Source organism: Mycolicibacterium novocastrense (genome assembly GCF_001570485.1).
GTDB classification, from domain to species: domain Bacteria; phylum Actinomycetota; class Actinomycetes; order Mycobacteriales; family Mycobacteriaceae; genus Mycobacterium; species Mycobacterium novocastrense.
On record NZ_BCTA01000013.1, the window covers coordinates 41,638 to 60,370 of the forward strand.

Sequence of the window (18,733 nt, forward strand, 5' to 3'; positions counted from 1 at the left end):
GTGACCAGACCGCAATACCAAACCCGGAAGGGAAACCCCGTTGACAGAGAACCGGCCCTACACCTTCCAGCTCGCAACGTTCCTGCTCGACGCCGACGGCAACGCCGAGCACACAGCCAACGTCCGAGAAACCGCTGCCCGCAACGGTGTTGACCTCGGCCAGCTCGACCGCGCGGCCGCGTTCATCAGACACCTGACGGCCGACGGCGAGGACGTCGACGAATTCGTGCGCCGCGAATACCTCATCGACGCATGTCTGCATGGCTACCTACCGCCCGACGCATCGTCCACCGATCCCACGCTGACGACCTGGGCACTGGCCCAGTTCGCCGAGGACTACTACCGCCGCGCACAGGAGAACCGGTGAGCCAGGACATGCCTGCCGGGGCCAGAACGAGGGAAGACCGGTTAGCGGGCCTAGCGGCGCTCGGCGCGGCCGAACTGGCTGACCGGCTCGATCACACGATGACCGTCGCCATGGTCCTGGGCGGCCATCTCGCAGATATCGCCGAGCTCGTCGGCCTCGATCGCGACGTCGAAGACCTGGCGATCACACCACGTGTGCGCGAGCTGGTCAGCGATCCGCGTGTCCGCCAGGTGCTCGATGAGTTCGAGGAGGCCCGACGACATGCACGCCACATCCGGTAACGGCGGTGTCCCAGACGGAAGGTCCCATAGTGCCGGGGCCGCGTCGTTAACGCACAAAGCCGCCCTATGACGGCATCACAGAAGGGGACAAGAGTGGTGACTGAGACACAGCAGTTCCGCGTCAAGCCGACCCTCGTCGAGGTCGTGCAGTGGACACACCCGGACCAGGGCCACGCGATCGCCGAATGGGCCGGCGGTGACTACGACCCGCGCACCGCCGGCGGCGTCGGCCCCGCCGGCGAGGACTGGGGCGACCTGACCATCGACACCCGCGAAGGCACAGTGACGGTCTCACCGTACAGCCCGGCGGTGTTCTCCCTAACCCACGAACCGGCCCCAGCACCACCAACCACTACGACGACCACAGAATAGGGACAGACCGCAATGAGAAATCCGCACGCAACGCGGTACCGTGCCGCTAATCTAAGGTGAGATCGTGGCTGCACAAACACAGTATTTGGTAGCCGATACAATCCCGTCCCTTCGCGACTGGGTGCACTCAGCCGGATTCGGCGGAACCGCCGCGGTCCTGGCCGCGCTGATCGTCCTGCTGGGCCTGCTGGCAACATCGCGCCGATCCGACAAACGCCGACAAAGCGAAATGGACCAGCGCGACCGCCACCACCAAGAAACCCACGAAGCACAACAACGCGCGGCAGCGATCAACCGATGCTGGGATCGCCTGACCTGGATAGTGCAGACAGCCGACATGGAGCTTGCCGCAACGGATCCAGCCAGTGCGAACATGGGACTGGGACCCGAACTTGCCGAAGAACTCTTACGCGGGCTCAAGCGCGACGCCGAAGAACTCGGCGACGAGACCCTAGCCAACGCCACCGCGGTGTACCTGACCCAGCTGGGCCTAGTCCTCACCCAGCAGATAGACCGCTTCGCCGAGGTGGCCGCAGCCCAGGCGCCGCCAGCCGACGACAGGCCGGCGGCCGCACGCTCGCCGTCATCATCAGGCGACGAAAACAACTCCACCCCAACAACTCCGGCCGCCGACGACAAGCCAGCGAAAGCCACCGACGGCGAAGGGCGCCGACGCCGATGACGCTGCAGGAACGCATCGCCGAACTCACCCCCGAAGCGTGGGCCACAATGACCCAGCGCATCGCCGCCGATGCAGTAGCAGCCGCACGACAAGCCGGACGACAGCCGCACCCCCAACTGGCAGCCGCCGCGGCCATGACCGTCCAGCAGCTCATCGAACACCGCCGACACTCCGCCCCGGCACCCCAACGGCCAACAGTGCGCCAGAAAATCGCCGAAGCCGACCGCCTACGCGCACGGGCAGACCGCGCAGCCCACGCCGCCCGCCAGGACATGCAAGACGCCACAACGGCAGCCGCAATTGCGCGCGCCGAGGCAACCCAACACGCCCAAGCCGCCCAAGCAGCGCACGCCGAAACCCTGGCCGCACAAGCAGAGATCGAGCGGCTGAACTCAGAAGTCAACCGCCTCCGCGCCAATGCCGACGCCCAGATCGCAAAAGTGCGCACCGACGCCGCCGCCGAGATCGCAGCCGCACGTGAACAATTCGCCGCTGCGCAGGCCCAAGCCGACGAGCGCGCCGCCGAACGCACAGCCGAGCGCGCAGAAGCACAAACAGAGATCGAGCAGCTGCGCGCCGAGATCGCCCGAGTCCGCTCCGACGCCGACGCCGAGATCGCCGCAGCCCATCGGCACGCCGACGGCCGGGTCGCAGAGGTCCGCCGCGCAGCCGATGCCGAAGTAGCGCGCACCCGCGCCGCCGCCGAGCGCTACATCGCCGAAGCCCACCAGTACGTCGACGACGCCAACCAGCGCTTCATGGAACTCCTCGGCGACGATGCGCACTCGCGCTTCCAACCACCGACAGCCAGCGATGACGACGTGACTGAAGTGACGCGCCGCCCACCACCCAGCTTCGCCCCAGACTGGGACAGATAGCGCAGGCTACCTCCACAGAGACCGGTAACGAGGCGATGCCATCAATGGACAGCTGCCCCGCAGCACCCTTCTCGCTCGGAGCGGTGCGCAAATGCCAACACGGCGAATGGATCACGTACAGCGCCACACTGGAAACGAGGGGAGCGGAAGCGGTTCATGCGCTTCTGGACCGGCTGGAGAACGCCGGCCTGTGCACGCCCCACTTACGGTTCGGTAGCCCCGATGTATACGCAGTTCTTGGCACCATCTATACCGACGAAGGCATGTTCAGCGGCGATCAGGCCATCCCGACCAAGGTCGAATTCGACCGGCTCAACGAGGCACTCTCACTTCGCATCAGATCATCGGACTGCGAACAGGGCTGCAAATAACGCCTGGAAACGGGACCGCACCTAAGGCCCGTGACTAGGACGCCGCCCAAAATGGGGACATCACCGCGAGGGGATGTCGGTGTGCCAGCGAAAGCCCGCTGCTGGGTCGTCGAGCCGGCGAATCAGGGTGGGGTAGCGGCGAGACTTGAGCTGTTTGGCCAGCTGCTGGTAGCGGACGTCGGACTGCACCGCGAGCCTGTACGGGCCGCCGACGGGACTGGCCGCATCGTCGGCGAGGATTGTGGCGGCAGCGGCGAGGCCGTCAGGACCGGCGCCGCTGTACCCGGCCTCGTGGGGGTCTTCCCCAGGCATCGGCCACGCGTAACCGTCGGTGTCGGTCCACCATGCGGAGAAATCGCCGACCACCACGCCGTCATCTTGTGTGACGTCGAGCTGCTGAAGTTCCCCCCTTGCGGTGGAAATCGCCTGCGGCACAGTGATATACACTGTGTTCCCGAACTGGGCGATCCACAGATCCTTGTTCAGCTCATGCTCAAGGCGCTGCGGCCGTGTCATCGACAACGGTTGGGTGATCCGCTGATCATCGCGGCCGAACGCACACACATGCAGGTAGCCGAGTTCATCGACGGGCGCAGCCGATTCCGACAGCTTGCTCAAGAACCGGCGCGCCAGCGGATTGGCGGTGCCGACCCTGATCGCAACGACTCGCTCGATCAGCGGAGACCAAATCGTGAAACCGTGGGCGAGCATGCGCACCACGTCGTCGAAGGCTTCCGGATCGACCCGCGTATGTAGAACTCGGGCGGTCTGCTCGGGCGTAGGACGGCCCCGCTCTGCGGCGACGTCCGCGCTCAGCGCGCTACCCGTGCCCGGAGCAACGGCCTTCACCGGAACACAGATCCCGGGAAACGTCTGGGCCGGGTGCGTGTCGGGTGGGCAGAACCCGCACGCCGCGCGCTCTGCCCACCACCAGAAGAACCGAGCCACCTCCTCCGATTCGTGATCGTCATCGACCTGCACTGTGGAACCCAGCCGCAGCAGCGCATGCGGATCGCCGAACACTGAGCTGCGTGGCACCACCGCATACGGCGCATCGCCGGGCTGCCAACGCAGCATGGCCTGGGCATCACGCAAGTAATGAGGCCACCACGGCAGGTCCACCTGCAACAGGTAGGCGACGTCAAACCAGGTGGCGTGTACCCACCCGCCGTTCATCGGGCTGGTGTCGGCATAGTCGATCTCCGGTGGCTCGATCACCCCGTCGGGGGCCACACCGCTGGATCCTGAGGGGATGACCACCGCCCCCACATCGGTGTGCCCGGCCTCGTGCAGCTCGGTGAGCAGCTCGCGCGCTGGGCGATGCCAGCCAGGGGAGTGCAGCTTGTACACGAGCGCCACCAGCGGCCCGCCGTCGCTGGGCTGCCACATGTGTGCGATGTACTCACGGTGGGTTTCCCCCGACCGCGCCTTGGACATGAATAGCCGCGATCCGCAGAACAACGCCGGAATCGGCCGGTCGACCCGGGGAAACAGCCGCGGCACCCGTTCGATCTGCTGGCGGCGCTGCTCGATCATGAAGCGCAGCACCGTGTCCAGCATCCAAATCTTGTCCCGCCCCTGAACCTGTCCCTCTGGAAACGCGTCGCGCAGAACGAGCTGGTACAGCGAGGTCGGCTTGATGCCCAGGAGTTGTGCGACCTCGTCGGTCCTGACGACACGGCTACCCCAATCGGTCGCCGAGTAGGGAACGTGGGGCGCGTCATCTGGTGCCGGCTGCATGGGCTCGAACCTACCTCATCACGTAGAACAAAACATCTCTACTCCGACCGATGTCGGACAACCCACCCGCGCCAGCCCACAGGCGGTCGACGACATCGGGGACTAGAAAACACCTGTAGAACCCCCATAAATCCCTCAGCCGAACACAGACCGCAACCGCGCTGTACACATCCGCGCGGCAAGCGCGTAGGTTGGGGGGGTGGCTGAACTCTGGACCACCGACCAAGCCGCCCGCTACTGGGGCGTCACCCCAGCACGCGCCCGCGGCATCCTGTCCGCGCGCCACATCCACCGCATCGCCGGCTACCCCGCCGAAGACATCTGGGCCGTCGACCGCCACCAGGGCGCCCGCACCGACCTCACCACACCCACCGCCGCACTCACCCTCGCCACCACCGCCGCCGCCCTCACCGACACCGCCGACGACCGCACCCGCTGGCGCCTATTCCTGGAATTCAACCGCGGCGCAGACGAAGCCGGCCGCGCCGCCCTCACCCTGATCCGCGACGAACCACCAACCACCGGCCAACCACGCTACGACGCGCTCCTCGCCGCGATCGCCGAACACATCGCCGCCCGCTACGCCCTGCCCGGCCCGCTATGGAGCATCACCACCGACCGATTCCTCGACACACCATGGTGGACCAGCGACCTGCCCTCAGCGCGCGCCTACGCCATGCTGTCCAGCCCCGCAGCGTTTCGCCGGCGCGGCATCTACCTCGACCGCCACGACCTCACCCACGACGGAGCCACCCCCATGCCCGAACCGCTGTTCGACCGCGCCGAGATCCACCGCGCGCTCACCGCCCTTGCCGCCGAACTCCAACGCCGCGGCGTCATCGGCCACGTCCACGTCATCGGCGGCGCCGCCATGCTCCTCGCCTACGACGAAACACGAGTAGCCACACGCGATATCGACGCCCTGTTCTCACCCGACGGCCCCATGGTTGACGCGATCCGCAAGGTCGCCACCGACAACGGCTGGCCTTCCACGTGGCTCAACAGCCAAGCCGCAAGCTATGTCTCCCGAACCCCTGGCACCGGCAGCCTCGTCTTTGACCATCCCTACCTGCAAGTGGCCGCCACACCACCGCGACATCTGCTCGCGATGAAAGTCCTGGCCGCCCGGCCCACCACCGACCGCCAAGACCTCGAATTCCTCCTCGACTACCTCAACATCACCTCAGAAACAGAAGTCTGGGCCATCGTGCAACGCTACTTCCCGGACTCGCCGATCCCCGAGCGGTCACGACTGCTCATCGCAGACCTCCTGCGCTAGGACGGCTCCACAGTGAGTTGCCCGTGCTGGAATAGGCCGATACCGTCATCGACGGTTCCTTTTTCTCGTGGGGCCAGGGATTGAGAGAGCGAAAAGGGCGGCCCCCCGTTGCAGCGGGGGACCGCCCGTCGTCTGTGGCGGGGGGCGAATCGCAACTTGCGTTCCCGCACACAACAATTGCCCGACCCGATCTAACGTGGTACTCGACCGCTGACACCCTCGCCATACTCTGACGCCGGGGACGTTCACGCGACAATGCGGCCATCTGCGTCGGGACTGCGCCCGGCAGTGGACGGGTCAAGGGAACAGGGCCACCTAGAATCAGGGTTGTGGTCGACGATAGGCTCTCGGTCCACGGTGTCGGCGCAGCACGCCCGCCCTGGAAACGCACCGGAGACAAGCACTTTCCTTTCGCCGCCATGCAGGCGTGCCGCTGGTGGGTGTTGCGGTTGAACCACGACTTTCCCGAGCACGACCTGTACACCCTCTTCGTCGACGGGCGCGCCGTCGTCGACGTCACCGGCGCGCCAGATAGTGAGATTCCGTTGGTCGCGAGCATCGGTGCACTCTCGCTGGCAGGGGAGCAGGAGCTGTCCGGAGACGTCGTCATAGAGGCCATCGGCGGTCTAGCCGGGCTTGTGGACTACGGCAGCGAGCACCGGTAGCCGGCGAGCGGCCAAGCAGGTCCCACCCAATCGCGCCGCCGCGCGTTTCGGCCCGGCAGGCGCAAAGGCCAAACAGCGCCCCGTACAACCGATTACGCCGTACACGATGCTACAGATGGTAGCCCTGACTCAGATAATGGGGCGACGAATCGCAACGGCATCGCCGAGGCTGCTGATCCGGATCGAGGCCCCAGAGTACGGAGCCTCCACAACCTGGCCGTTACCGATGTACATCTGCACATGGCCACGATTGGGAAACACCAGATCCCCGACCGCGATCATCGACCGCGGCACCGGAGCACCATCATGAATCTGCGTCCACGTCGTCCGTGAAATATCAACCCCGGCTTGACGATAGGCCCACTGCACCAACCCTGAGCAGTCAAACGCATTCGGCCCCGTCGCTCCCCACACGTACGGCCGCCCCAACTTCGACAACGCCGCCCGCACCGCCATCGCCGCCCGCGGATTCGGAGCCCCCGCCAACCGCGCCATATCAACCCGCCCATAGCGAAGCGCCCGAATCAACGCCAGCCGCCGCAGCGCGCGCAGCCGCGCACCCGACACGGTGCGATGCTGGGCGCGCAGCCGCGCCACACGCCGGCGTAAGAACTCCCGTTGGCCCATCGGCGTATCGGCCGCCGGCGCCGAATCCGCCCGGGCCGCATCCAAGATCACCCGTGTCTGCTGCCGGGCCGCGGCGTGCTCATCGGCCGCGCCGCGCAAGATCGTCGACAGCTGCGCATCGGTGGCCCCACTGGCGCGCAGATCACTGCGGCCCTGCGCCGCCCGCTGGTGGTAGCGCTCGAACGCCGCACCGCTCAACGACTGGCCGCCACGTAGCGACCGCTCAGCGTCGACAGCAGGCCCACCAGCAGCCGCAACCGCGGGACTGCCGGCAAAGAGGTCGTGCGCCCTCTGCAGCACCGTGATCTCATCCACCGTCAGCACCACCCTCGCAGCATGGCGCTGCAGTCGAGCATCAACCGGCGAATCACAAACCGAAATATACGGCCAACCGGCCTGCCGCCGTTTCGACCAGCAACGCACGCCCGCCCGACGAGCCAGGCCGGGCGGCCAGAAGCGTCCTCACCCGACACCGGTGGCCGCCGAATGACTGGTGTGCAAACACTGCCTGACTGTGCGCCGAAGCCGATCGCCGATGTCAACGGTGTCATGACACACCGTGCTATTTTGTCGAGACATTTTGGCGGTTGCAGGAACCCACGCCATCGCCGCCGACGACCACTCACGGAGGCCCCGTATGGAAATCGCCCCCCGCTCCTACCTGACAACCACGATGGCGCTGACCGCCGCCGGCGCGATCGCCCTAACGCCGCTGACGATCCCCAGCACCGCACCGGCCAACATCGCCGTTCCCCACGCCGCAGCGCCGCCCACGATCGAACTCGCCGCCGCCATCTCACCGGCCGACATCAAGGCCCTGATCAACAACCTCAACAGCGCCATGAACGCCGTCTCGGCCACAGTCACCACAGCGATCGGCGCACCGGGACAAACTCTTGCCGACGCGCTCAACTCCGCCGTCACACTGAACACCACCCTGTGGGACACGCTGATCACCGCCACCGACAACCCCACCCTGGGCGACGTGCTGAAGGCACTCAAAGCCACATCCAACAGCGGACTTACACGACTGGCCACCACAGCCGGATCGGCCAACACCACCTTCACCCTGGCCACAGGGCAGGTCACCGACCTATTGACCTCGACGCTGACCGGCTCACTGAGCGCCGCACTGCAAGCCGTAGCCGGCATCCTCAACAACCCTCTGTCTGCCGCCGCCTACACCGCCCTACTGACCGTCCCCCTCGACATCGCCGGCCTCACCATCAACAACGCGCTCACCACGGCCGGCCATGACCTCGCCCCGGCCGCCCTGAGGCTCGGCACCACGTTCGTCACCGGAATCACCGCACAGATCACCAACGCGCTGTCCGGATTCAACGATCTACTCGACGCCGTAGGGGACAACAGCGGAAACCGTCTCATCGACGGCGCCCTGACCGCGGTACAAGGCATCGTGTCCGCCCCAGTGACCGCAACCATCGCCGGCATCAACGGCGGCACCTCAGCACTGTCGAACGCTGCCACCACCGCGCTCACCCGGCTCACCACCCGGGCCTCCGCCGCGGTCACCACCTGGATCGGCAACGGCACCACCCCCGGAGCGCTGCAGGCGGCCATCGAAAGAATCGGCACAGCCCCCCTCGCCCCGGCCTCCTACGCCGACGCCCTCTCGATACTCGTCGGCGCCGGGTCCACCACACTCACAATCGCTGCCGGCACAGCCGGCACCCTGGCATCGATCCCGTTCTCAACCGCGGCAAAACTCACCACGACCGGCGCAGACGTCATCACCGCATTCACCAGCAGCGCGGCCACCGCCGCCAGCGGCATCCTGCAAATGGCAGGACAACCAGTGTTCGTCACCGGCCTGCCCCACGTCATCGCTGCCGGCGTCAACACCGCCGTGAATCTAGCCGCCTTCGCAACCGCGACGTCGCTGAACGCAGTCGCGCTCGCCCTCGACATCGGCTCAGCCATCAGCAATCTCACCACCCGGTCCGCGGCCGCACTGCCGCCGGCCGCGAGCATTCCCGACACATCGGCACTTTCAGCCCCCCGCACCGTGTCCCTCAGCATCACACCGACATCGACACCCGATGCCGCCGGAACCGACGCCGAAACCGGCACCGCCATCGTCGAGCCCACCCCACAAGACCCCGCCGCAGACGACCCGCAGGCGCCGCCGACAGCGCAGCCCACCGAAACGCCGGCAGCCGAGCACCTCACCGAGTCGCCACAGCCGCAGACGCAGCCCACCGATCCGGTCCTCGACCCCGACGCATCGACGGTCACCGCCCCGGACCCAACCCCGACAACCGAGACCACGACCGGCGCCGCGGACACGGAAGAGGGCACCACCACGACCCCGGCGACCGAGACAGACGAGCCGCGCACGACACGGCTGACAAAACCGACAGCCACCAAGAACGCATCTGAAACCGCCGCGGACACAGGCGAATCCACAAATGACGACGACGCCCGCGCCACCACCCGACCCTCGAGCCCCCGGCACGCACAAGGCACCAAAAAGAACGGCATCTCGGTCAACGACATCAAATCCAGGATCGACAACGACAAACCAACGGCCGGCGATACGGGCGCCTCAGACTCGTCGAGCCCCGCCGCAGCCTGACAAAACAGCTGAATCCGCAGCGGGCGCACAGAGCAAGCGCTGTGGATTCGCACGAGAACTGCGACATCCAGCCAGGCCGCCGATCGACGCGTCTACGGCGGTCTCACGGTCTCACGACCACGGTCTATCTCGGGAGCTGCTCTGGTGGGGCCGTCAAAATCACTTCGATTCTTCACAACTCTGCGTGTCGGGCTGGAAATCGGGGCCGATCGACAGATCGCTTTCCGAAACGGGATCCGATTTTGGCGTAAAGCCCTGCGGCCACTTGGTTGAAGACGTGTAAACGACTCCGTCGAACTTCGTTGCGCTGCTTATTATTGCGTGTGAGAAATCGGCCCCAGCTACTATTGCATCACTGAAGTCCGCCCCCGAAAGGTCGGCGCTCCAAAAACTCGCGTCCGTTAGCACTGCGTTTCGGAAGTTTACGCCATTTACAAAGGTTGCGTGATCGAAGTCGGCTCCCGCTCCATACGAATAGCTCATATCAGTGCCGTCGAACCAGGCCCGTCCGAACCACCCACCAGAAAGAGTAGTGGCACGCAAGGACGCATGTGTGAAATTTGCGAAGAACATAATAGAGTTGGTCAAATTGGCTCCGCACAGGTCTGCGCCATAAAAGTTCGCAGGGCCGAACTTGCTACTCGAAGAAACATCGATTTGCGTCAAGTCAGCAAGCTGCAGATTCGATTCGATGAAAGAGGCTCCAGTAAGGTTCAGCCCAATCATATTTTGATGAGCCAGGTCTAGCCCGCCGAAAGGGCGAACCACCGAATCATCGATCGACGAGCGATCTCGGACAAAGCGAAGATTCTCTAATCGCGCGCTCTGCCTCTCCTGCTGCGCCGCGAGCGAGCTTTCCCGCAACATTCTTTCGTCATCAATATCTTGTTGCGCGCGAACAGATCCCCACGCCACGACCCCACCCACAACGAGGGCGACTACAACGTCACGCAGAATCCATGGAGGATCCTTCATATGTCGTTTAATCCGCGCCGCCCGGGACAACTTTGGCCTCCGCGCCCAACTCGGAAGCGACGTCGGTACCGGCATCAACGGTGGCCGTGTCGGTGGCCTCCCGCGAAGGCAGGCGACGGCGTCACGTACGCGGTCAGCCACCTCACACGAGGCCCACCGATGCGACATCAAACCCCCGTGTGATGAGCGAAATTGTCGAGGCTGCAGTTTCGTTCTGAGCGCGGTTAACCGATTCGAGATCTGTATACAGCAAAAGCGCCAAATCCTAGCGAGATTCTTCGTGCGCTGTCACTGCATGAAGCGCTCGGGCTGATCCAGACGCAGCAGGTCAAACAACGGAAACGCCGGCACACCGAGAACGGCCGACAGCCGCTGCGCGTAACCGCGAGCGATACACAGACCTTGGTGTCCTTCATCGAACGTGCCCACGAGCTCCACGGCGATCCGGCACCCAAACGTGTCACCAATAAAGCGATCGTCGACAACGACATCAACCACTTCGTCTGGAACGGGCACAGCGGCCACCGCGGCGCGCACATCGGCCGCGCTGGCAGCCATATCGACGTAAACGGAGACGAACGCATCCACCACAACATGATCTCGCCATCCCCCTGGGAGTGCGGAACGCGATCCCCGGAGCTACGCAAAGTTCACAACCGCGCTACACGCCAGCGACACCGCGGCCGCATTGTCCGTACCCCGACGAGCGGCCTCACTGCCCAGAACGAGGGCGCGTGCGCTGGCGACCCGCCGGCCGATACCCGGAGACGGTTCGCTCCTCCAGAACCCACCGCCGCGCCGGGTACAGCCGCCGCACATCCTCATATGCGCCAACAATGTTCGTCACAGCATCGAAACGATCGTCTTTAGGTGTGGCCCGGTACTCAACCTCCGCGTCACCACCACCTTCGAGGGCATATCGGGCAAGCGCGCGACGAATGACAGCGGTAATCGTTTCTCCCGCGGCCGAGGCCGCAGCGACTGCAGGATCCCAAATCTCATCAGGCACCCGAACGCTGCGCCGCGGCGTATGGGCGTCGTCCCAACCGTCATCAGCCGAGCGCATACGCACCGCCGCGACGCACCCGCTCGGGGCCGGCAGCGACCCGCGCGGCCGCAAAGCTCACAAACCGCCCGCAGACACAACGTCCACGCAGGCTAACGCCGCCGCAAACATGCTGCACCATCTGTTACCTCCCCAGGTGGTGCACACTGTAGACGCGAGGGCGCCGCCGACCGGCCAAGCCCTCGTGCGCCGCGCTGGCGACTTCGTCAACGGTTCCGCCGGCGCCGGCGCTCGGCGTCCAGATCGATCGCCTGATGCCGTGCGACCTCTTCGGCGATCCGCTGCGCCATCGCCTCGATCACCTCATCGGTGACATAGAACTTCGCAGCCTGCCGACCAACCCTCATGACCGTGGCCACGTGGTCGACATGATCGGAGATGTCCTGGCGCGCGGTGCCCTCGTCGACGACCAGGCCGTAGCGCTGCTGAAGCAGTCGCACAAGCAGCTCGGCTCGATCGTTCATCCACGGTGATCGGCGCGCCTTCGTCACGACGGCCGAGAGTACGCCGGCCACCCCGCAGGCCAGCACGCATTCGAGCGTGGTGTCGCATCCGCGTCGTATCGTGACCATCCATGGGAACAGTCTGGGTAGCAGTAGGGCTGGTATGTGCCGCGACAGCACTCATCATGCTGCACTGGCGAGGCCGCTGGCCCGAGTCATCGATCGGGGCCGCGATCACCGGAGCCACCGCGATCAGCGCGTCGTTCTTCATCGTCGGCAGCTGCATCGACGTGTCAGTGCGCAGACCCGAATGGTTTCAAGACCCGATGGCACTGTGGTCATCGATCATCACCGCGCTCGCACTGTTCATCATCGGCGCATTGATCGCCGGCCCGTGGTTCGTCACCCGAATGCTGGCCGACGCCCACCGCGACCACCCCGCCCACCAGACACCGACCCAACGTGACTGAGGAACCCCGCGAACATCGGCGCCCCAAACGCGACCGCGCCAGCCTCGCCGAACTGACGCTGCTCGTGCGCGTCCCCAGCCAACCCGGAGCCATCCGTGCGTTCACCAATGCCGAACGCGACGCCGCCGAGCATTACGCCAGCCGCTTTGACGACGCAATGATCGAGCCGCTGCCCTGACGACCTCGCCCGCTGCTGCCGCATTCGCCTATGACGACGTTCAAATAGGGACATTGCAGGCGCGCCGCTCGCCACTGCAACAGGGACCACCGCTGTGAGGCAAGAATAGGAGGGTGGATTCCATCTCGCTGGCCGACTTCACACGCGACCTCGACGCCTACACGCCAGCGACCAACGAGGGGGACACGCTCGAATTCGTCGCGCCGCGACTGCATTACGCCAGCCAGGATTCCAACCGCCAGTTGAGCTGCTGCCTGGACTGGCGCGCCGACGTCCAGCTCGCTGTGGCCGAAGCCCACGCCACCGCCCCCGACATCTCAGTGGGCTATGTCGACTTTCTGATCCTTCAGCTCGGCCAACAGCCCGCCGCCCAGGTCCTCGACGAGTACCCCGGTGCCGCGCGATTCGGCCAGCTGTTCGACGGTGAATGGCTGGCGCCCGACATCGACGAGCAGGGACCGTTCGCTGCGGCCGGCTCGATCGACGTGGTGCTCATCGTTGTCGATGTCTGCATTGATAGCGCGGCCCGCGGCCACAACATCGGCGCGTGGGCGGTGTCGGAAGTCATCGCCACCATGCTGCCCACCTCTGCCGGTATGGCCGTGATGAGCCCCGACGTCTCAAGGTCCACGGCCGAGACGGTCGAACGCGTGAACCGTTACTGGCGCCTGGCTGGCCTGCAACCCATCGACGGCCATCCCGGATTCCTCGGCCAGGCCACGGCATTCACCCACCTCGACGCCGCGCGACGCGCTCTCGCTGACGTACGAGACACGACTTTCCGGGTACCCGTGGCCGAGCTGCGGGCACGCGTGGAGCGAAACGACGTGCGGCGATGAAACTACTGCTGATCGCCGACACCGCCCCCGAAATGTCATCACCGCTGCCGCAGTACGTCTTGGACAACGGCATCGACGCAATCGTCACAGCCGGCGACCTGTACGCCCGAACCCTCACCGGCATCGACGGCTGCCACATTCCCGCCATGGGCGTGTACGGAAACCACTGCGACGGAACCTATCTCGACGAGCTGCACATGTGGAATCTGCACCTCAGCCACATTGAGGTGGACGGGATCTCGTTCGTCGGGATCGAAGGGTGCGTGCGTTACAAGGACAGCGCCCGCTCCATCGGTGCGGCCCGAGGGGACCGGCGGCTTGAGCCGTCGGGGGAATCGGGCCAGGTGAACAGTGTGTGATGGTGAGTTTTTGTCGGTGTCGTTTCGTAAGGTGTGTGGTATGTCTCAGCGCCGGTTTCGCGGCACCCCGGGTGGGGTGTGCTCGCTGGGCCTGCATCTGGTGTGGTGCCCGAAGTACCGGCGCCGGGTGCTTGGCGGCCGCGTAGCGGCGCGCTGCGGCGAGCTGCTGACCGAGGTCGCCGCCGAACGCGGATGGGAGATCGTGGCCTCCGAGGTGATGCCCGATCACGTGCACCTGTTCGTGCGGGTTGGCCCGACCGACGCGCCAGCGGCGGTGGTGCGGGCGTTCAAGGGCCGCACCGCGCGCGTGCTGCGCGCCGAGTTTCCCTACCTGCGGAGGTTCGCGAGGGTGTTGTGGTCGCCGTCGTATTTCGCCGCCTCGGTCGGGTATGTGTCGGAGTCGACGGTGCGCCGCTACATCGAGCACCAGTGGGACGCGGTGGCTTGATGCGGCGCGCGTATGTGTTTCGCCTGCGTCCGACTGCCCGCCAGCACGTCGCGTTGGCGCAGTGTCTGGACGCGCACCGTGAGCTCTACAACGCCGCCCTGCAGGAACGCCGGAATGCCTGGTCACACAACAAGACCCGCATCTACTACGGGGATCAATCCGCCCAACTGTCAGAGATCCGGGCGATACGGCCGGATCAGGCGGTGTGGTCGTTCTCCAGCCAGCAGGCCACCCTGCGCCGGTTGAGCAAGGCGTTCGATGGATTCTTCCGCCGGGTCAAACGCGGCGACAAGCCCGGCTATCCGCGGTTTAAGGGTAAGACCCGCTTCGACAGCGTGGAGTGGCCCAAAGACGGTGACGGGGCACGCTGGCTACCCGAGACCAAGCGGGTGTATCTGCAAGGTGTCGGTCAGGTGAAGGTGCATCTGCACCGCCAGGTGCAGGGCAGAGTGAAAACGATCCAGATCAAACGCCAAGGCCGGCGCTGGATGCTGGTGCTCTCGTGTGACGAGGTACCGACCAATCCGTTACCGGCCACGGGTGGTCAGGCCGGGATCGACGTCGGGGTGGTGACCTATGCGACGCTCTCTGATGGCACCGAGGTCGCCAATCCGCGGTGGGCACGTCAGGAGGCCGCCCGACTGGAGGCGGCTCAGCAACGATTGCAGCGCACAAAACGTGGCTCCAATAACCGGGTCGTGCGCCGGGAGACGGTGGCGGCGCGGCACCGTAAGATCGCCAACCGGCGCAAGGACTTTCACCACAAGCAGGCCCGTGCACTCGTCGCCCGGTACGACCTGCTGGTGGTGGAGGACCTCAAGATCTCGAACATGCTGCGCCGGGCGACGCCCAAACCTGATCCGAACAATCCTGGGCAGTTCCTCCCCAACGGCGCCCGGGCGAAGTCCGGGCTCAACCGATCAATCAGTGACGCTGGCTGGGGCCAGTTCGTCTCGATACTGCGCGCCAAAGCGGAAGATGCTGGGCGCACCTGGATCGAGGTCAACCCCCGGCACACCTCCGACAGGTGTGAGTGCTGCGGTCACGCAGCACCCGAAAATCGCGTCAGCCAAGCGGAATTCGTCTGCCAACGCTGCGGTCACAGCGCGCCGGCCGATGAACATGCCGCACGCAACATACTCAGGGCTGGACTGGCCCTACACACCGCAACCGCGGCGTAAAAGAAGCCGGTCGCTTCCAGCGGCCGGAGAAGTCACCGGAGTCGGATACAACGCCGGCCGGCTGGCGAAGTTCGCCAAGGTGCACAACGAGGACGGCGCCCGGATGGTGGTGTTCCCGACCGGCGGCGAACGCGGCCCCGGCGCGGCGGTGGTGCAGATCGGCGCCGATTTCATCGGCCTGGTAATGCCCCTGAGAGCACCAGGGGACGCCGAGCGGTACCAGCGCCCGCTGTGGGCTGCCGCAACGGGAGCCGACCAGTGAGGGCCGCAGAGAGCCAAGGTGGGGCCGCTGCGTGCGGCCCCACCGCCGAGCAACCGCCAACCAGAACGGTGGTCATCAGCTGGGGCGAGGAATGCCACCACGAGGTCCGAGTCCGCGTGCCCCTCGATTTCGAGCCAGATGAGCGCGACCTGGCCAACGGCCTTGCTGAACTGAGCAACGACGGCTACCAATGGCTGCAGCGCGCCGGCATCGCGGTAGACGACATCGACGACGACCCGTCGGCGGAGTACTTCGATCCGCCGATATGCGGAGAGGGGTTCTGATGGTGGAGCACAACAACCCGAATTCGTCTGGCGTCGCCTGCAGTTCGGAAGCGACAGGGTTCGTGGTGACTCCCACTGCCGGCCTGCGGCACTTCACGATTAACGTCGAGGCGTTTGATCGCTGGGTGGCAGCCAAGGGCGAGGAACTGGAATGCGACCTGCCTGACCGATCACACGAACGCCCGGGCGGTGCAATGTCAGAGCTGTACTACGAAGCGCTGGAGGCGCAGGCGATCGTCGCCGACCCGCGTGTCGAGCTGAGCGTCAACGGTGACGACGACTGGGAGTCGTCGGGCTACTACGTCGTGCTACACAACCGAAACGGCACTCAGCGGCGCGTAGGAATCACTAGCGGATGGAATGAGTTGACCTGGCTGGCGCCCGGAACATCGGCGCGTGACGGCGCGTACCAGTACCTGGACGAGGTCTACGCGGTCGCCAACGAGATCCTCGGGATGCTGACGCTGGCAGTATAAGGGAGGGGACACCGCCGGGTGTTCCCTCCCTGCCACCCTTTGATGGTAGCGCGAGGGGCCGACAAGTCGGCCCCTCGCGCTCAACACCCGCCAGTGGGTACAGGGGCGCTGCAAGCGCATGAAAAGCCAAGGGCCACAGCCTAGTGCGCGGACAGCGGTGCCGCGAAAGAGATTGACGCATAACACGTTTCACATCCGCGCAACAATACGAAATAGCAAAGGGTGCGCGGTTGTTCAGGCTGATGGAGTGAGGGCGCGACCGGGCCGCATGGTTGGTGGGGTACCGCCGGCACCCGCCGCGCTATGCCGCTCTGGAGGGATACAAGGTGCGAGTGCGCGGCGACTATCCTGCGGGACAGAGACCGAAAAGCACTGCGGCACTCCACGAGTAGCGATCAATGTAGGCGCGAAACGCTCTGCGGTGCAAAAGGGCTCGGCCAGGCGGGCGCCAGTGAACAAACAGCAGCGCACGCACCGATGATTTAACATGCAGACCGGAGTCGGGTGCTGCGATGCATCAACTAAGTCGTCCAACGCGGGTACGGGAGTACTCCGGCCGCAAGAACCGGGGCTGGTCCGCGGGGGCAGCGAACCCCGGTTGAACTGCGTAGTTGTCGGTGGTCGACGCTACGCTAAAGGTGTCTCGGGAGGAGTCGAGACACCTGGAAAGCGGTTCAAATGCCCCCGTCGCGGAGGCATCGGGATCGCGCGGAGTGCCTGTAGGAGGGCGTTGTGTCTGATATGAATGTTCCCGCTGCGTTTCAATTGAGCAGGCCAGGATCGCTGATCGCGGCTCTACCTTCGATTTTCGGATTTGTGCCGGAGAGATCGCTGATCGTCGTGGCCGTGGGCGGTGGTGAGTTGATATGCGCGGCGCGCGTGGATCTCTCGACCGACATGAGCGGCGCGGTCGCGCGCCTCACGGAGTCGACCGCCACGGCGGGGGCGGATGCGGCTATTGCCGTTGTGGTCGACGCCGAAGGTGCGCACTGCCGAATGTGCGCCGATGAATACCGCCAGCTGATCGACGAACTGACAACCGCTCTCAACGATCAGCGCGTGGAGATGCTGTCAGCCCACATCGTCGACCGGATAGAGGCAGGCGGTCGCTGGCACTGCGCAGACGGCTGCGGTAACGGCGGAGCCGTTGATGACCCGGCGGCTTCACCGCTGGCGATGGCGGCGGTTCTCGATGGGCGGCGTCTCTACGCCCGCCGCTCGGATCTGCACGAGGTAATCAGCACCCGCGACACTGAGCACACCGCGCGGCTGGGTCAACGCATCGACGAGATGCTCCAGCAGAGCGGTGAGCTCGACGTCGGGGCACGCGCCTGCCGCGACGTCGAGCACGCGATCACAGCAGCGGGTCGAGTCGCCGACGGCGCCACGCTCGACGACGACGATCTGGCGCGGCTGGCGCTGGCGCTGAGCGATCGGCAGGTCCGAGACGTGCTGTTTGGTCTCGCGGTCGGAAATCAGGCGGGGGCGGCCGAAACGCTGTGGGCGCTGCTGTCGCGCACGCTGCCTGATCCGCCGCGTGTCGACGCGCTAACGCTGCTTGCTTTCGCTGCCTACGTGCGTGGTGACGGTCCGTTGGCGGGGATTGCACTGGAGGAGGCGCTGCGGATTGATCCGGCGCATCGGATGGCTTCCATGCTCGATACCGCGCTGCAGTCGGGGCTGCGCCCCGAGAAGATTCGCCAGCTGGCGCTGGCGGGCTATCGGGTAGCGGCGAGGCTGGGGGTGGAACTGCCGCAGCCGACGTAAGGATTGCCGATCAAGTAGCAGATCAGGGGGCAGCCAGGGGAGTCACCCGGCTGCCCCTTCACTGCGTCGTCGGCGGGTTGTGTTGGGTTGATGTGGTGATGGGGCCGGTGGTGTGGCGGGTGGTGGA

General features: G+C 65.5%; 24 protein-coding genes. 19 read left to right on the forward strand and 5 right to left on the reverse strand.

Annotated features, from left to right (window positions below):
- Positions 1-40: 40 nt before the first annotated feature.
- The 6 genes from RMCN_RS04280 to RMCN_RS04305 all read left to right on the forward strand — a co-directional run bounded on the left by RMCN_RS04280 (position 41) and on the right by RMCN_RS04305 (position 2,951).
- Positions 41-367, forward strand: a complete 327-nt coding sequence (locus RMCN_RS04280) for a hypothetical protein (protein WP_067387547.1) — start codon at positions 41-43, stop codon at positions 365-367.
- Positions 364-648, forward strand: a complete 285-nt coding sequence (locus RMCN_RS30795) for a hypothetical protein (RefSeq protein WP_131808518.1) — start codon at positions 364-366, stop codon at positions 646-648. The genes RMCN_RS04280 and RMCN_RS30795 overlap by 4 nt, the downstream gene beginning before the upstream one ends.
- 96 nt (positions 649-744) lie before the next feature.
- Positions 745-1,020: a hypothetical protein gene (locus RMCN_RS04290; protein WP_131808519.1), complete on the forward strand. Its 276-nt coding sequence runs from the start codon at positions 745-747 to the stop codon at positions 1,018-1,020.
- 64 nt (positions 1,021-1,084) lie between these two features.
- A complete protein-coding gene (locus RMCN_RS04295) occupies positions 1,085-1,702 on the forward strand; it encodes a hypothetical protein (RefSeq protein ID WP_131808520.1) in 618 nt (205 codons plus the stop codon).
- Complete coding sequence (locus RMCN_RS04300; RefSeq protein WP_067387555.1) at positions 1,699-2,580, forward strand: ATP synthase subunit B family protein; 882 nt, start codon at positions 1,699-1,701, stop codon at positions 2,578-2,580. Before RMCN_RS04295 ends, RMCN_RS04300 begins: the two co-directional genes overlap by 4 nt.
- Before the next feature lie 35 nt (positions 2,581-2,615).
- Positions 2,616-2,951: an ACT domain-containing protein gene (locus RMCN_RS04305; protein ID WP_131808521.1), complete on the forward strand. Its 336-nt coding sequence runs from the start codon at positions 2,616-2,618 to the stop codon at positions 2,949-2,951.
- Between the two features lie 60 nt (positions 2,952-3,011).
- Here RMCN_RS04305 and RMCN_RS04310 read toward each other — a convergent pair whose 3' ends face one another.
- The gene (locus tag RMCN_RS04310) at positions 3,012-4,691 is read right to left on the reverse strand and encodes a helix-turn-helix transcriptional regulator (RefSeq protein ID WP_067387561.1); all 1,680 of its coding nucleotides are present in this window, start codon (positions 4,689-4,691) and stop codon (positions 3,012-3,014) included.
- A gap of 199 nt (positions 4,692-4,890) precedes the next feature.
- Between RMCN_RS04310 and RMCN_RS04315 the strand changes: the two genes are divergently transcribed.
- Together RMCN_RS04315 and RMCN_RS04320 are read left to right on the forward strand one after the other, a co-directional pair.
- On the forward strand, positions 4,891-5,970 hold the full coding sequence (locus RMCN_RS04315) for a DUF6036 family nucleotidyltransferase (protein WP_067387563.1): 1,080 nt from the start codon (positions 4,891-4,893) through the stop codon (positions 5,968-5,970).
- Positions 5,971-6,299: 329 nt separating this feature from the next.
- Positions 6,300-6,635, forward strand: coding sequence for a hypothetical protein (locus RMCN_RS04320; RefSeq protein WP_067387565.1), 336 nt, complete (start codon positions 6,300-6,302; stop codon positions 6,633-6,635).
- Positions 6,636-6,764: 129 nt separating this feature from the next.
- Here RMCN_RS04320 and RMCN_RS04325 read toward each other — a convergent pair whose 3' ends face one another.
- Complete coding sequence (locus tag RMCN_RS04325; RefSeq protein WP_067387609.1) at positions 6,765-7,583, reverse strand: C40 family peptidase; 819 nt, start codon at positions 7,581-7,583, stop codon at positions 6,765-6,767.
- A 316-nt stretch (positions 7,584-7,899) separates the two neighbouring features.
- Here RMCN_RS04325 and RMCN_RS04330 point away from each other — a divergent pair, with 316 nt between their 5' ends.
- Complete coding sequence (locus RMCN_RS04330) at positions 7,900-9,858, forward strand: hypothetical protein (protein WP_067387568.1); 1,959 nt, start codon at positions 7,900-7,902, stop codon at positions 9,856-9,858.
- A gap of 159 nt (positions 9,859-10,017) precedes the next feature.
- Here the strand turns inward: RMCN_RS04330 and RMCN_RS04335 are convergent, their stop codons facing one another.
- The 3 genes from RMCN_RS04335 to RMCN_RS04345 all read right to left on the reverse strand — a co-directional run bounded on the left by RMCN_RS04335 (position 10,018) and on the right by RMCN_RS04345 (position 12,471).
- Positions 10,018-10,773, reverse strand: a complete 756-nt coding sequence (locus RMCN_RS04335; RefSeq protein ID WP_165604409.1) for a pentapeptide repeat-containing protein — start codon at positions 10,771-10,773, stop codon at positions 10,018-10,020.
- Positions 10,774-11,121: 348 nt separating this feature from the next.
- Positions 11,122-11,421, reverse strand: coding sequence for a hypothetical protein (locus RMCN_RS04340; RefSeq protein WP_131808522.1), 300 nt, complete (start codon positions 11,419-11,421; stop codon positions 11,122-11,124).
- A gap of 684 nt (positions 11,422-12,105) precedes the next feature.
- A complete protein-coding gene (locus RMCN_RS04345; protein WP_234787567.1) occupies positions 12,106-12,471 on the reverse strand; it encodes a hypothetical protein in 366 nt (121 codons plus the stop codon).
- Between the two features lie 2 nt (positions 12,472-12,473).
- Between RMCN_RS04345 and RMCN_RS04350 the strand changes: the two genes are divergently transcribed.
- From RMCN_RS04350 to RMCN_RS04395, 10 genes are all read left to right on the forward strand, one after another.
- Positions 12,474-12,812, forward strand: coding sequence for a hypothetical protein (locus tag RMCN_RS04350; RefSeq protein WP_131808523.1), 339 nt, complete (start codon positions 12,474-12,476; stop codon positions 12,810-12,812).
- The gene (locus RMCN_RS04355) at positions 12,805-12,990 is read left to right on the forward strand and encodes a hypothetical protein (RefSeq protein ID WP_067387576.1); all 186 of its coding nucleotides are present in this window, start codon (positions 12,805-12,807) and stop codon (positions 12,988-12,990) included. Before RMCN_RS04350 ends, RMCN_RS04355 begins: the two co-directional genes overlap by 8 nt.
- 113 nt (positions 12,991-13,103) lie before the next feature.
- A complete protein-coding gene (locus RMCN_RS04360; RefSeq protein WP_067387578.1) occupies positions 13,104-13,829 on the forward strand; it encodes a hypothetical protein in 726 nt (241 codons plus the stop codon).
- Positions 13,826-14,188, forward strand: coding sequence for a hypothetical protein (locus RMCN_RS04365; protein WP_067387580.1), 363 nt, complete (start codon positions 13,826-13,828; stop codon positions 14,186-14,188). The genes RMCN_RS04360 and RMCN_RS04365 overlap by 4 nt, the downstream gene beginning before the upstream one ends.
- 40 nt (positions 14,189-14,228) lie before the next feature.
- A complete protein-coding gene (gene tnpA, locus RMCN_RS04370) occupies positions 14,229-14,636 on the forward strand; it encodes an IS200/IS605 family transposase (protein ID WP_067387582.1) in 408 nt (135 codons plus the stop codon).
- The gene (locus tag RMCN_RS04375; protein ID WP_234787568.1) at positions 14,636-15,817 is read left to right on the forward strand and encodes an RNA-guided endonuclease InsQ/TnpB family protein; all 1,182 of its coding nucleotides are present in this window, start codon (positions 14,636-14,638) and stop codon (positions 15,815-15,817) included. Before tnpA ends, RMCN_RS04375 begins: the two co-directional genes overlap by 1 nt.
- The gene (locus RMCN_RS30800) at positions 15,759-16,079 is read left to right on the forward strand and encodes a hypothetical protein (RefSeq protein ID WP_131808524.1); all 321 of its coding nucleotides are present in this window, start codon (positions 15,759-15,761) and stop codon (positions 16,077-16,079) included. The genes RMCN_RS04375 and RMCN_RS30800 overlap by 59 nt, the downstream gene beginning before the upstream one ends.
- Complete coding sequence (locus tag RMCN_RS04385) at positions 16,076-16,363, forward strand: hypothetical protein (protein WP_067387587.1); 288 nt, start codon at positions 16,076-16,078, stop codon at positions 16,361-16,363. The genes RMCN_RS30800 and RMCN_RS04385 overlap by 4 nt, the downstream gene beginning before the upstream one ends.
- 65 nt (positions 16,364-16,428) lie before the next feature.
- Positions 16,429-16,839, forward strand: coding sequence for a hypothetical protein (locus tag RMCN_RS04390; RefSeq protein WP_131808525.1), 411 nt, complete (start codon positions 16,429-16,431; stop codon positions 16,837-16,839).
- Positions 16,840-17,580: 741 nt separating this feature from the next.
- The gene (locus tag RMCN_RS04395; RefSeq protein WP_067387590.1) at positions 17,581-18,606 is read left to right on the forward strand and encodes a DUF4192 domain-containing protein; all 1,026 of its coding nucleotides are present in this window, start codon (positions 17,581-17,583) and stop codon (positions 18,604-18,606) included.
- The last annotated feature ends 127 nt before the right edge of the window (positions 18,607-18,733 follow it).

Bases quoted from the DNA above. Each gene is read 5' to 3' on its own strand.
- RMCN_RS30800 (WP_131808524.1), top strand. From the start codon at position 15,759: ATGCCGCACGCAACATACTCAGGGCTGGACTGGCCCTACACACCGCAA.
- tnpA (WP_067387582.1), top strand. From the start codon at position 14,229: ATGTCTCAGCGCCGGTTTCGCGGCACCCCGGGTGGGGTGTGCTCGCTG.
- RMCN_RS04305 (WP_131808521.1), top strand. From the start codon at position 2,616: ATGCCATCAATGGACAGCTGCCCCGCAGCACCCTTCTCGCTCGGAGCG.
- RMCN_RS04330 (WP_067387568.1), top strand. From the start codon at position 7,900: ATGGAAATCGCCCCCCGCTCCTACCTGACAACCACGATGGCGCTGACC.
- RMCN_RS04345 (WP_234787567.1), bottom strand. From the start codon at position 12,471: ATGGTCACGATACGACGCGGATGCGACACCACGCTCGAATGCGTGCTG.
- RMCN_RS04310 (WP_067387561.1), bottom strand. From the start codon at position 4,691: ATGCAGCCGGCACCAGATGACGCGCCCCACGTTCCCTACTCGGCGACC.
- RMCN_RS04300 (WP_067387555.1), top strand. From the start codon at position 1,699: ATGACGCTGCAGGAACGCATCGCCGAACTCACCCCCGAAGCGTGGGCC.
- RMCN_RS04365 (WP_067387580.1), top strand. From the start codon at position 13,826: ATGAAACTACTGCTGATCGCCGACACCGCCCCCGAAATGTCATCACCG.
- RMCN_RS04375 (WP_234787568.1), top strand. From the start codon at position 14,636: ATGCGGCGCGCGTATGTGTTTCGCCTGCGTCCGACTGCCCGCCAGCAC.
- RMCN_RS04350 (WP_131808523.1), top strand. From the start codon at position 12,474: ATGGGAACAGTCTGGGTAGCAGTAGGGCTGGTATGTGCCGCGACAGCA.
- RMCN_RS04395 (WP_067387590.1), top strand. From the start codon at position 17,581: ATGAATGTTCCCGCTGCGTTTCAATTGAGCAGGCCAGGATCGCTGATC.